Annotated in this window: 13 protein-coding genes and 1 tRNA gene; 10 read left to right on the top strand and 4 right to left on the bottom strand. The window is 61.6% G+C overall.

The genetic code is table 11. The features are described 5' to 3' along the window. The first annotated feature begins 317 nt into the window (after positions 1-317). Both FYM52_RS18700 and FYM52_RS18695 read left to right on the top strand, forming a co-directional pair. Positions 318-461 (top strand): hypothetical protein, encoded by a 144-nt coding sequence (locus FYM52_RS18700; RefSeq protein WP_162858914.1) that lies wholly within the window; start codon positions 318-320, stop codon positions 459-461. Between the two features lie 240 nt (positions 462-701). Then, positions 702-851, top strand: a complete 150-nt coding sequence (locus tag FYM52_RS18695; RefSeq protein WP_162858913.1) for a hypothetical protein — start codon at positions 702-704, stop codon at positions 849-851. 1,464 nt (positions 852-2,315) lie between these two features. On the opposite strand, the gene FYM52_RS00130 is transcribed toward FYM52_RS18695, so the two are convergent. From FYM52_RS00130 to FYM52_RS00120, 3 genes are all read right to left on the bottom strand, one after another. Beyond that, positions 2,316-2,392, bottom strand: a tRNA-Pro gene (locus tag FYM52_RS00130). 62 nt (positions 2,393-2,454) lie between these two features. Next, positions 2,455-2,706, bottom strand: coding sequence for a translation initiation factor IF-1 (gene infA, locus FYM52_RS00125; RefSeq protein ID WP_042417215.1), 252 nt, complete (start codon positions 2,704-2,706; stop codon positions 2,455-2,457). 236 nt (positions 2,707-2,942) lie between these two features. After that, positions 2,943-4,133 carry an HPP family protein gene (locus FYM52_RS00120; RefSeq protein WP_154162596.1) on the bottom strand — a complete coding sequence of 397 codons (1,191 nt, stop codon included), beginning with the start codon at positions 4,131-4,133 and terminating at the stop codon, positions 2,943-2,945. Between the two features lie 146 nt (positions 4,134-4,279). Here FYM52_RS00120 and asd point away from each other — a divergent pair, with 146 nt between their 5' ends. Then, the gene (gene asd / locus FYM52_RS00115) at positions 4,280-5,128 is read left to right on the top strand and encodes an archaetidylserine decarboxylase (RefSeq protein ID WP_162524604.1); all 849 of its coding nucleotides are present in this window, start codon (positions 4,280-4,282) and stop codon (positions 5,126-5,128) included. Positions 5,129-5,167: 39 nt separating this feature from the next. Here asd and FYM52_RS00110 read toward each other — a convergent pair whose 3' ends face one another. Beyond that, complete coding sequence (locus FYM52_RS00110; RefSeq protein ID WP_043386780.1) at positions 5,168-5,437, bottom strand: hypothetical protein; 270 nt, start codon at positions 5,435-5,437, stop codon at positions 5,168-5,170. A 424-nt stretch (positions 5,438-5,861) separates the two neighbouring features. Here FYM52_RS00110 and FYM52_RS00105 point away from each other — a divergent pair, with 424 nt between their 5' ends. From FYM52_RS00105 to mnhG, 7 genes are all read left to right on the top strand, one after another. After that, positions 5,862-6,227: a helix-hairpin-helix domain-containing protein gene (locus FYM52_RS00105; protein ID WP_154162594.1), complete on the top strand. Its 366-nt coding sequence runs from the start codon at positions 5,862-5,864 to the stop codon at positions 6,225-6,227. 130 nt (positions 6,228-6,357) lie between these two features. After that, positions 6,358-9,291, top strand: coding sequence for a monovalent cation/H+ antiporter subunit A (locus FYM52_RS00100; protein ID WP_154162593.1), 2,934 nt, complete (start codon positions 6,358-6,360; stop codon positions 9,289-9,291). Next, positions 9,291-9,656 (top strand): Na+/H+ antiporter subunit C, encoded by a 366-nt coding sequence (locus FYM52_RS00095; protein WP_043386774.1) that lies wholly within the window; start codon positions 9,291-9,293, stop codon positions 9,654-9,656. Before FYM52_RS00100 ends, FYM52_RS00095 begins: the two co-directional genes overlap by 1 nt. Next, entirely contained in the window at positions 9,653-11,368 is a 1,716-nt protein-coding gene (locus FYM52_RS00090; protein ID WP_154162592.1) for a monovalent cation/H+ antiporter subunit D, read from the top strand. Before FYM52_RS00095 ends, FYM52_RS00090 begins: the two co-directional genes overlap by 4 nt. After that, positions 11,365-11,856, top strand: a complete 492-nt coding sequence (locus FYM52_RS00085; RefSeq protein ID WP_042417152.1) for a Na+/H+ antiporter subunit E — start codon at positions 11,365-11,367, stop codon at positions 11,854-11,856. Before FYM52_RS00090 ends, FYM52_RS00085 begins: the two co-directional genes overlap by 4 nt. Beyond that, the gene (locus tag FYM52_RS00080; RefSeq protein ID WP_042417154.1) at positions 11,853-12,131 is read left to right on the top strand and encodes a K+/H+ antiporter subunit F; all 279 of its coding nucleotides are present in this window, start codon (positions 11,853-11,855) and stop codon (positions 12,129-12,131) included. The genes FYM52_RS00085 and FYM52_RS00080 overlap by 4 nt, the downstream gene beginning before the upstream one ends. Then, on the top strand, positions 12,128-12,523 hold the full coding sequence (gene mnhG, locus FYM52_RS00075; RefSeq protein WP_154162591.1) for a monovalent cation/H(+) antiporter subunit G: 396 nt from the start codon (positions 12,128-12,130) through the stop codon (positions 12,521-12,523). The genes FYM52_RS00080 and mnhG overlap by 4 nt, the downstream gene beginning before the upstream one ends. Positions 12,524-12,551: the final 28 nt, after the last annotated feature.

Here is a 12,551-nt window from a genome sequence, read left to right as displayed (position 1 = left end):
GTCGCACGCCAACGGCTTTTGCCACATCTATGTTCAACCTTCCAACAACGAATGCAGCACACCGTACCGGTATCCCACTCTGTCTCATTCCTCTGAAAAATTTGTGATGTGCCCCCTTGCTCACCATCAACCACCAAGGCATCCAATAGCAGACCGGCCACCACAGCGTCATCACACACTGCCCTTGTGGGCATACGCGCGACACCAGTAACACTTTGTCGTTGTCACGCGGTTTTCACACACGTAGTCAACCATTTGCGGACAGAAAACGTTGGATAGAGACGCAGCCCCACCCTAACGACTTGAAAGGAAAAGTCATGACTTTCTTCCACTCCGTTATCGAGCTCCAGTCCGCGCAGTACGAGGTCGCTCCTCAACCAGAGCCGCGCGCGCCCGAAGAGGTGATCCATCTGCTCACCCAGGAAGCGCCTCTGGGTGAATACAGCGTTGATGCGCTTTGATATCCATGCCTCCCACTGCCAACCGCCCGCTGAGGCGGTTTTTTATTGCCCGAACACTCCTCCCTCGCTTGTGACGGGTCACTTGGATTGCCTCTGGCCTTCATCGGCCGGACCAGGCCCAGCGCACGAGCGCCTTGACTGGATGGGCACACGGACAGGGTGCTGTTACAAATATTTGTTTCAGTTTGATACAAAATGGTCGACAAATGGTAAGTACCCGCCGAGATCAAGGAGACACCCATGAAGCGATGCATCATCAAAGTGGCAGGGGCCTACTACACAGCCCTATTCCCCAGTACGTTTGCAGCGCTGGAAGATGCCATGAAGCGCTTCCCCAAAGCCGTTGCCATCAGCGTGCGTGCTGCCAAGTCCTGCGCAGACGTCCGATAAGCGATTCAACAGCTGCGGTTGCTGCGGCACTTGTTGCTGGCCGCACCGCCTGACCAAGCCCGCCTTGTGCGGGCTTTTTCATCCACGACAACGGCAACCCGGCTGCTGAATACCAGTCTTCGCATCCAGCGAAGCTTGGTATCGGATTGGCCGGCAATCCCAGCACCAGAACGCGTAGCCAGCTGCCCCCCAGGCTGCTGACTCGTTCACACCGCATGCTTCGCTTCACGCCCTGCAAGCCCCCCCCTGCTCGCCAACAACCGTTTGAGAAAGCCCTGCGACTGGTTCATGGCCAAAGATGGCATCACGGATGCACTGTCGCCATTAACTATGAAAAAAATAGCAATCTGCGTTTGCTAACAAATGGAATCTAATCAAATTCACCTTAAAGCATTGCAAGATCAGCGTCTGATGCTCACAAAATCATCAAAATGCACAGAACAAACTCTGTGCTACTGATACAGCGATGATTGACCTCAGCAACAAGAATTCCACCAGTTATGCACACTGTGCTGAATGATCACAGACCGACGTAACGGAACAGTCCGCTGAACAACAAGCACTGCGAGAAGCCTTAGAGTGCCAGCGCCGCCAGGGTTGCATCAGGTGCAGCTCCTGCAGCCAGCCAACGATTTTTGCCGTCCATCAAAGCAGCACCGAACGCACTCCACAGCCCGCGAATGTCAGCCCAACAGGCGATGAAGCTGCCCAGGCACCCGCATCGTTGAACCCAAGCTGCACTCGGAACAACGCCATCACAAACATGACAGCCTTGGAGACAAGCAAGGTGGTCCGAAGCAACTGCGGCGGCCGCAGGACGGCAACTGCGCATGCTCAGGATTCGAGGTCCTCGGGTGCCGGAGGTTCTTGCTCAACCAGGCAATGCACAGGCCGCTGATGATTGAGATGACGATAGGGCCATCGTCGACCACCGTGTCAAGCGCCAACCCCCAGGAACGGGCAGTCCACAGGCAACTCAAGTACTCAAAAGGCAACAGGACAACGGAGCGACGCAGGTTCACACTGATGCTTGGGGACGCAAGCAGCGAATGGCTTTTCGCAATTGCAAGCATCACAGACAGGACACGGCTCCGGTCTTAGCTCACCTTCATAGGGCTATCGCCTTATGAGAGAAGCGCACAAGCAGCCCTGCACACACCCAGAAAAGTGCGTGACCAAGCTCAGACTGGCTGGTATTCAAGGCCTTGCGCATTTGCTGCAACTTGCGAAGCACGCAGGCTTTCCAGCAGGATCACAAACACCACACGTAAGGGTGTATGCCACATGCCGAGGGTTTCTGGGGGGGTACTGGCTTTGCACTGCACGCACATGCCATGTGCAGACAAAAGATGCAGGATGTGGCGAGCCTGCGATTAGTTGCCATCTAAGAAATGCTCGGTACTGCTGCTGTGCACGCAGACAGACAAAAGGGGTTAGCCCGTATGAGCTAACCCCTTGATCCAATGGTCGGAGCGGCGGGATTCGAACTCGCGACCCTCTGCTCCCAAAGCAGATGCGCTACCAGACTGCGCTACGCTCCGACAAGCTTCAGATTATAAGCCCTCTTTTTGATGACTTTGACAAAAAATCAGGCTTTGGCGAATCAACGCGATGTGGTCGGCGCAGGCCCGCGGTTGGGCAAGTGGCGGAAGGTGATGCGACCCTTGGTCAGATCGTAGGGCGACATTTCCAGCGAAACCTTGTCGCCCGCAAGAATGCGGATGTGGTGCTTGCGCATCTTGCCGCCGGTGTATGCAATCAACTGGTGACCGTTGTCCAGCGTCACGCGAAAACGCGAGTCTGGCAACACTTCGGTCACAGAGCCTTGCATCTCAATCAATTCTTCTTTTGCCATGTTCAATCACTGTGTATCAATAGGAGTCTGTTTGCCGCGCCTTTGTTTCAAACCTGCGTTGACTGGGGCACCCAATCAACGCTGCTGAATGAAAGCTTGCGCACGGCGCAAACTGAACAGAGGGCCAACGGAACCAAAAGCAGCAGGTACGCCGCAAAAAATAGCGCCCAATTGTAGCTGCTGCGGCCTATTTCCATTGCAAACCCTGGTTCTTGCGCATTGTGCAACGTTGCGCATCAGACTGGCCGCGCGGTGGGCACACTGATGGCGGCGCTCAATGCGCGAATCAAATCGGTTTGGGTCACGATGCCCACCAGCTTGCGCTGCGCACTCACTACCGGCAAATGGTGGCACCCCCCCGCAGAGAACATGGGGACCAAGTCCACCAGCAGACAATCCTCCTGCACCACGGGCGTATCCGCATCCATCAGCTCTTCCACCCGAGACTTGCTGAAGCTGCGCCCAGTCACCAAATGCCGCAATCGCTGCCCGATGCTCTCCGGCGCATCCAGGGTAGCCTGGCGCACGAAATCGCTCATGCTGACCATGCCGACCACCACACCGTCCGACTGGACCACGGGCAGGGCCTTGACGTGCTCCTGGCGCATCAGCGCCCAGGCCTCCTTCTGCGAGACACCGGGTTCCACGGCAAACACAGGGTGGGACATGATGTCCGCACAGCGCAGATTGCCAAAACTGCGGTTGAAAGCAGAGCGCCCAGCCACGTGCAACAAACCCTCCAAATCAGCACGACTGATATCCAACACTTGGTTGTAGTGCTGCAGCGCAGCATCCAGGTCCTCCGCCGCAAACAGCCCTTGCCCATCAGCGACAAAGCCACGCCGCAAACTGTGCTGGGGATGGGGGTAACGCCGCCCCGTGATGGCGTTGTAGATCACCGCACACACCAACAGCACCGCAACATTGAACAGGATGGGGAAAAGCACCAGGGTCACACCATTGATGTGCTCCAGCACCACATAGGCCGCAAACCCCGCGCCCGGGGGATGCATGCAGCGCAACGGCACCATCAACATCACCGACAAGCCCACAGCCACAGCACACGCCACTGCAACATCGGGAATCAGAGCTTGACATGCGGCCCCCACCAACGCTGACAACACCGTCCCCCCCACCACCGGCCAAGGCTGGGCCAATGGACTGGCAGGCATGCCAAACAGCAGGACCGCACTCGCTCCCAAGGACGAGACCATCCACATGCCTGCAGGAACCTCTGCCCACCAGCGCGACAAAACACCAGTGATCAAGATACCCAAGGCCACCCCCACCGACATGCGCAAGGCTTCGGCGTAGCCAATCCGGACTGAGGCCGGCAGAAAGTTGCGCAGCCACAAGCTCCAGCGGCTCAGCGGGGTGCGGTTGGCTTCCAGGGTGGTAAGAGGGGAGTTTTTCAGGGAATCAGGCATGGCACACTTTGGCATGGTCGGCAACAGCCGCCCACACAGAACGCCTCGCCATTGTGCCGGCAGCCTGCAGCACTTGGTGTCACTCCCCATCATTACCGCAGCACTGGCCGATAGAATCCCCCACTTTCCCCTCCTTATGGCTGCCTGTGTCTGATCGTCTCTCGGTTATCCCCCAATACCTTCTGCCCAAACAGGCACTCACGCAATTGATGGGGCGCCTCGCCAACCTGCAAGGCGGGGCGACCACCACATCGGTGATCCGCTGGTTCATCAAGCGCTACAACGTTGACATGTCCGAGGCGCTCGACCCCAATCCGGCCGCCTACCCCAGCTTCAACGCCTTCTTCACACGGGCGCTCAAGCCAGATGCCCGCCCCCTGGCGACTGCAGACTGGATCTGCCCGGTGGACGGCGCCATCAGCCAGCTGGGCCAGATTGCCGGTGACCAGATCTTTCAGGCCAAGGGCCACCACTATTCGACGCAGGCCCTGGTCGGCGGCGACGCACAGCTGGCAGCGCAATTCCAGGATGGCCATTTCGCCACCATCTACCTGAGCCCCAAAGACTACCACCGCATCCACATGCCGTGTGCCGGCCGGTTGCTGCGCATGATCCACGTCCCGGGCGATTTGTTTTCCGTGAACCCCACCACGGCGCGCGGGGTTCCGGGACTGTTTGCACGCAACGAACGCGTGGTCTGCGTGTTTGACGGAGCCTTCGGCCCCTTCGTCATGGTGCTGGTGGGGGCCACCATTGTCGGCAGCATGGCCACCACCTGGCATGGCGTGGTCAACCCCCCGCGCCCAGGAAAGATTCGTGAATGGCGCTATGAGGACCAGAACATCCAACTGGCGCAGGGCGCGGAGATGGGCCGCTTCCTGCTGGGGTCCACGATTGTGCTACTGACCCCGAAAAGCACGCTGGAGTTCAACCCTGCATGGCAGGCTGCGAGCCCCGTGCGCCTGGGACAGGTCATGGCCACGCAAGCGGCATAAAAAAAGCTCCCCTGAGGGAGCTTTTTTTATGCCTGCCGCTTACAGATACCAGCTGAGGGTTTCGGGGCGGCGCGTCGTGGTGAACCACGTCGGCGTCAGACTCAGGCGCTCGGGCTTCACGGGTTCTTCGTGCCCGATCAGGTAGACCATCATTTCACGGCGCCGCAGCACCACGTGACTCACGGTTTCCTCGCGCCCCGCCCGCAGCACGCGCGTTCCAGGCTTGAACACAGGCATCTGAAAGGTGCAGGAGCGGGCTTCGGGTTGCGCATGGGCAGAACCTGTAGAACTGGGGCTTACTAGCAACATAGACCATGCCTTTAAAAATACGAACAAGTTTCTCTTCGGCAGCCGCCGCAGAAAGTTGAGCATTTTTTTCCAAGCTCACACGCTTTTGTAGTTTTACCCCAGGAAAGCTCAATGGCCTCGGCGCCATGGCATGCTGTACCCGTTCGCGCCAGCCAGTCCATCACCCACCGATGCAGCACGCGGTGAATAAGGACCTGCTCACTTCCTGGAGGGGCGATCGTGAAGGCCACCACCACAGGCAGGTACCCTCCAAGCAACCCACCAATCTAACCGCCCCCCAAGACAGCCGCCCAACCTTTGATCCATCAGGCACCGATCAGCCAGAATTCCAGCCCTCCCCACTTCATCCAACCGCTGCAGTCTCTTAGCATGGGCATGCACTTTGTGCACATATTTCATCTCTAACTGTTGAGGGAGACACCCCATGCTTAAAAAGTTGCTCGCCTTCTTTCTGGCAGCCTATACAGCACTGGCGTTTGCAGCCGTTGATGCCAACAAGGCCACATCGGCCGAGCTGACGGAGGTCAAGGGCATAGGTCCCGCCACCGCCACCCGCATCATTGACGCCCGCAAGCAAGGGCCGTTCAAGAACTGGGACGACCTGATCGCGCGCGTCAAAGGGATAGCACCCACTTCGGCCGGCAAGCTTTCTGATGGTGGGCTCACCATCAACGGGCAGAGCTTCAAGCCCTCGGCCAACCAAAGCGCCACCAAACCTAAAGCCACCGCCCCGGATCCCTCCACAGCAAAGCCCGTACAAACTACAGGCAAAAAACCAGAAAAGATGTGAATTTCTCATTTATGCTTAAAAAACGCCCGCCAATGGCGGGCTTTTTTGTTGCTGTACGCTATCCGCCATTGGCCTTTTAAGCTCAGATTTCCATAGCACCCGAGACCATCGAACCCCACAACAAGAATTCATGCCCCTGATCTCGCTCATCCTTCTGCCCTTCATTGGAAGCCTGCTCGCCGCCGTGCTGCCTGCAAATGCGCGCAACACGGAGTCCACGCTGGCCGGCATCATTGCCTTGGCGTGCGCCATCCAGGCCGCCTTGTTCTTTCCGGAGATTGCAGATGGCGGCGTGATACGCCAAGAACTGACCTGGTTGCCTGCACTGGGCTTGAATTTCGTGGTGCGCATGGACGGGTTTGCCTGGATCTTCAGCATGCTGGTCCTGGGGATTGGCTCGCTGGTGGTGCTGTATGCGCGCTACTACATGTCGCCGGCGGACCCGGTGCCGCGCTTTTTCTCCTTCCTGCTGGCCTTCATGGGCGCCATGTCGGGCGTCGTGCTCTCGGGCAACATCATCCAGCTGGTCTTCTTCTGGGAGCTGACCAGCCTGTTTTCCTTCCTGCTGATCGGCTACTGGCACCACCGCCAAGATGCGCGCCGTGGCGCCCGCATGGCGCTGACGGTCACCGGCACCGGCGGTCTGTGCATGTTTGCAGGCATGCTGATCCTGGGGCACATCGTCGGCAGCTATGACCTGGAGAACATCCTGGCCGCGGGCGAGCAGGTGCGCGCCCACGATCTGTACACGCCCATGCTGCTACTGATCCTGCTGGGCACGCTGACCAAGAGCGCACAGTTCCCCTTCCATTTCTGGCTGCCGCATGCCATGGCTGCGCCCACGCCCGTGTCGTCCTACCTGCATTCGGCCACGATGGTGAAGGCTGGTGTCTTCCTGATGGCACGACTGTGGCCCGTGTTGTCCGGCACCGATCAGTGGTTCTGGCTGGTGGGGGGCGCCGGCGTCACCACCTTGCTGATTGGCGGCTTCCTGGCCATGTTCCAGCGCGACCTCAAGGGGCTGCTGGCCTATTCCACCATCTCGCACCTGGGCCTGATCACCTTGCTGCTGGGCCTGAACAGCCCGCTGGCGGCCGTGGCGGCCGTGTTTCACATCATGAACCACGCCACCTTCAAGGCCTCCCTGTTCATGGCGGCTGGCATCGTCGACCATGAAAGCGGCAGCCGGGACATGGACCGCCTGTCGGGCTTGCGCAAGATGATGCCCGTGACTGCCACCCTGGCCTGTGTGGCCAGCGCGGCGATGGCCGGTGTGCCGCTGCTCAACGGCTTCCTGTCCAAGGAGATGTTCTTTGCGGAGACCGTGTTCGTCGATGCGGACCACTGGGTCAGCATCGCCTTGCCGCTGGCCGCGACGATCGCCGGCATGTTCAGCGTGGCCTATTCCCTGTGCTTCACCGCCGATGTGTTCTTCGGCCCCAAGGCCCAGGACCTGCCGCGCAAACCGCACGAGCCGCCACACTGGATGCGCGTGCCCGTCGAGCTGCTGGTGCTGATCTGCCTGCTAGTGGGCATCTTCCCGGCCTGGATCGTCGGCGACTTCCTGAATGCCGCAGCGCTGCCGGTGGTCGGGGGCAACCTGCCGGCATTCAGCCTGGCGGTCTGGCACGGCATCAACACCCCGCTGGTGATGAGCATCGTGGCCCTGATCGGCGGCATCGCGCTGTACGCCAGCCTGCGCTGGCTGCGCCTGCAGGGGGCGCTCCAGTACGACGCACCGCTGCTGCAGCAACTCAATGGCAAGCGCATGTTCGAAAACGTCATCGCCCGCCTGACCCTGCTGGCGCGCAACACACGGCGCCTGCTCAGCACGCACCATCTGCAGTGGCAAATGCTGTGGCTGGTGCTGGTGGCTCTGGCCACCGGTGTGCTGCCGCTGTGGATCCGCGGTCTGGAGCTGGGCCACCGCGCCAACCTGCCACTGTCCCCCGCCTTTGTCGTGCTGTGGCTGATTGGCGGCCTGTGCGCCCTGGGCGCGGCCTGGAAGGCCAAGTACCACCGGATGGCCGCACTGATCATGCTGGGTGGTGCGGGACTGTGCACCTGCATCACCTTCCTGTGGTTCTCCGCCCCCGATTTGGCACTGACACAGCTGGTGGTCGAAGTGGTCACCACGGTGCTGATCCTGCTGGGCCTGCGCTGGCTGCCCAAGCGCGACAAGAACCTGCGCATTCCCGCGTTGTCGACCGAACTGCGCGCCCGCGCACGCCGCCTCCGCGATCTGCTGATTGCCCTGGCCGCCGGCGGTGGCGTGGGCTGGCTGGCCTTCACCATGATGAGCCGCCCCTTCCCCGAGAGCACCTCGACCTTCTTCCTGGAACGCGCGCTCACCGAGGGCGGTGGCACCAACGTGGTGAACGTGATGCTGGTCGACTTCCGGGGGTTTGACACTTTTGGCGAGATCGTGGTGCTAGGCATCGTCGCCCTGACGGTCTATGCCCTGCTGCGGCGCTTCCGTCCCGCCCGTGAAACCATGGACATCCCCGAGCAGCAGCGCTACCTGCCCGGCGACCTGCAGACCGACCTGATCAACCCGCGCCATGCGGGGGACACGGCCGTCGGCTACCTGATGGTGCCTGCGGTGCTGGTGCGCCTGCTGCTGCCGTTTGCCACCATGGTCTCGGTCTACCTGTTCATCCGGGGCCACAACGAGCCTGGCGGCGGTTTTGTCGCCGGTCTGGTGTTCTCGGTGGCCCTGCTGCTGCAGTACATCATCTCCGGCACACACTGGGTGGAGGCGCACATGCCGCTGTATCCACGCCGTTGGATCGGCTTCGGTCTGCTGTTCGCCATCCTGACCGGTCTGGGTTCGATCGCAGCAGGTTACCCCTTCATGACCAGCCACACCTTCCACTTCAGTCTGCCCTGGTTGGGTCAGATCCACCTGGCCAGCGCCACCTTCTTCGACATAGGAGTTTTCACCTTGGTTGTGGGTTCCACCCTGCTCATCTTGACGGCCATTGCCCACCAATCGGTACGCGGCCACCGCTACCACGCCCGCATGCAGGAAGAAGCGCAAGCTGCGCAGGAAGGAGGCCGCTGATGGAAACCGTCTTGGCCATTGCTATCGGCGTCCTCGCCGGCTCGGGCGTGTGGCTGCTGCTGCGCCCACGTACCTTCCAGGTCATCGTGGGCCTGTCCCTGCTGTCCTACGCCGTCAACCTGTTCATCTTCAGCATGGGCCGCGAAGGGCTGGCGATCGACAAGGAGCCCGTGCTGCGCCCTGGCATCCCTGAAACCCTGGCCCACTACGCCGACCCCATGCCCCAGGCCCTGGTGCTGACGGCCATCGTGATCGGCTTTGCCATGACCGCGCTATTCCTGGTGGTGCTGCTGGCCTCGCGCGGCATGACCGGCACCGACCATGTGGATGGTGTCCGCTCGCGCGATGTGCAGGAGATGCCATGAGTCCGGTTCTGGAATGGATGGCATCGCTGATGCCGCACCTCATGCTGGCCCCCATCATGCTGCCGATGTTGGTGGCTGCGCTCATGCTGCTCCTGAAGGAAGAGCACCAGAGCATCAAGGTGGTGCTCAACATCGGCGCCACGGCCCTGGGCCTGCTGGTGGCCATCGCCCTGCTGGTGTGGGCCGACCAGGCCGGCTCCAGCACCACCCTGGGGGTCTACCTGCCGGGCAACTGGCAGGCCCCGTTTGGCATCGTCCTGGCCCTGGACCGTCTGACCGCCCTGATGCTGGTGCTGACCAGCAGCATTGCCCTGGCGTCCAGCGTGTTTGCCGCCGCCCGCTGGCACAAGGCCGGCGTGCACTTCCACCCGCTGTTCCAGCTGCAGCTGATGGGCCTGTCGGGCGCTTTCCTGACGGCCGACCTGTTCAACCTGTTTGTGTTCTTCGAGATCATGCTGGCCGCCTCGTACGGCCTGCTGCTGCACGGTTCGGGGCGCCTGCGCGTGCAGGCCGGCCTGCACTACATCGCCATCAATCTGGCGGCGTCCTCGCTGTTCCTGATCGGCGTGTCCATGCTGTATGGCATCACCGGCACGCTGAACATGGCCGATCTGGCCCAGGCCATCCCGAATGTCTCCAGTGCCGACCGCGGACTGCTGCACACCGCCGCCGGCATCCTGGCCACGGCCTTCCTGATCAAGGCCGCGCTGTGGCCGCTGAACTTCTGGCTGGTGCCGGCCTACAGCGCCGCCACCGCCCCGGTCGGCGCACTGTTCGCACTGATGACCAAGGTGGGCATCTACACCATCCTGCGCCTGTGGACGCTGATGTTCTCCAGCGAGGCCGGTGAATCGGCCGCGTTTGGCTCGATGTGGCTGATTGCCGGTGGCATGCTCACCATGGCGTTTGGCGGCATTGGCACCCTGGCGGCCACGCGGCTCACGCACCTCGCTGGCTATGCCGCCATCCTGTCCTCGGGCACGCTGCTGGCGGCCATCGGCTTTGGCCAGAACATGCTGACCGCCGGCCTGCTGTACTACCTGCCCAGCTCCACCCTGGCCGTGGCCATCCTGTTCATGCTGGCCGACATCATGGACCGCTGGCGCAACGATGGCTCGCTGACTGACTTCGAAGACGAGGAAGCGCCCTTCCTCAGTGCCGAGCTGGTGCCGACCCAGGGCCTGAACCTGGACGAAAACGAACGGGTGCTGATCGGACGCGCCATCCCGGCCTCGGCTGCCTTCCTGGGCCTGGCCTTCATCATGTGCACCCTGGTGGTCACCGGCCTGCCGCCGCTGTCCGGCTTCATCGGCAAGTTCGCCATGCTGACCAACCTGATCAATCCCATGGGCCTGGGCCAGTCCGCCGGCTACCAGGCGGGCCAATGGGGCTGGGTGCTGCTGACGCTGATGATCAGCACCGGGCTGTTCGCCCTGATCGCGCTCACACGCGCCGGCATCCGCCACTTCTGGGCCACCCATGAACGCGGCACGCCCGAGCTGCGCGTGGCTGAAGGCCTGCCGATCGCCGCACTGATGGCCTTGTGCATCGTGCTGACCGTCAAGGCCGACCATGTGATGCAATACACCCAGAACGCTGCAAATGCGCTGCACGCCCCCGGCACCTACATCCAGGCCGTGATGGCCACCAAGCCGATTCCCAATCCCGGTCAGATCGTGCCCAACACCAGCCTGCGGGAGTCACAGCCATGATGAAGCTCCTGTTTCCTGCACCCCTGCTGTCGGTGGCCCTGTTCCTGCTGTGGCTGCTGCTGAACCACTCGGTCAGCGCCGGCCACCTGGTGCTCGGCGCCATCCTGGGCCTGCTGATCCCCGTGGTGACACGCGGCCTGCGCCCCCTGCCGGTGCGGGTGCGCAGCCCCTGGGCCATCCTCAAGCTGGCCGCCAATGCCGTGGTGGACACCTCGATCTCCAACTTCAACGTGGTGCGCTTTCTGGCCTTTCCCTCGATGCGCAAGCACCCGGCCGCCTTTGTGCACATTCCGCTGGAGTTGCGCGACCCGAATGGCCTGGCGGTGCTGGCCATGATCACCTGCATGACACCGGGCACCTCCTGGGCCGAGATCTCGCGCGACCGCTCGGTGATGCTGTTGCACGTGCTGGAGGTCGGTGATCCGCAAGAGATCATCGACCACGTCAAGACCAAGTACGAGCGCCCGTTGATGGAGATTTTCGAATGAGCCAATGGTTGGTATGGGTTCTGTCCCTGGCCCTGTTCCTGCTGGTGCTGGCCATGGCCTGCACGCTGGCGCGCCTGCTCAAGGGCCCGTCGGCACAAGACCGCGTGCTGGCACTGGACTGCATGTACCTCAACGGCATGCTGGCCATGCTGGTGCTGGGGATTCTGTACAGCTCGTCCATGTACTTCGAGGCGGCGCTGCTGATCGCCCTGTTCGGCTGCGTCAGCTCGACCGCCATGGCCAAGTTCCTGCTGCGCGGGGAGGTGATTGAATGAACGAAGTCCCGCTGCCCCTGTGGGCCGAGATGCTGATCGCCGCCCTGGTGCTGGGCGGTGCCACGATTGCCCTGCTGGGCTCGCTGGGCCTGCTGCGCCTGAAAAGCTACTTCGAGCGGGTCCACGCCCCCTCCATCATCGCCACCATGGGCTGCTGGCTCATCATGTGGGCCACCTTCGTCTTCTTCACCGCTACGGGCCAGGGCCTGGCCTTGCACGCCCTGCTGATTGCGGTGTTCATCGCCGTGACTGTGCCCATCACCACCATCTTCCTGATGCGGGCCGCCCTGTTCCGCGCCCGCCGCGCCGGCCGCGACGTGCCGCCCAGCGTCAGCCGCATCGTGCCCAACGAGCCCCAGCACGAAGAACCCGAAGAAACCCCTAAAAACTGAGCATTCTGCGCTTGCCCGACAAGGGCTG

This window comes from Comamonas sp. CAH-2, assembly GCF_009668305.1.
Taxonomy (GTDB): Bacteria; Pseudomonadota; Gammaproteobacteria; order Burkholderiales; family Burkholderiaceae_C; genus Comamonas; species Comamonas aquatica.
Note: the sequence above shows the minus strand (reverse complement) of the source record. Positions and strands in the feature narration are given on the sequence as shown.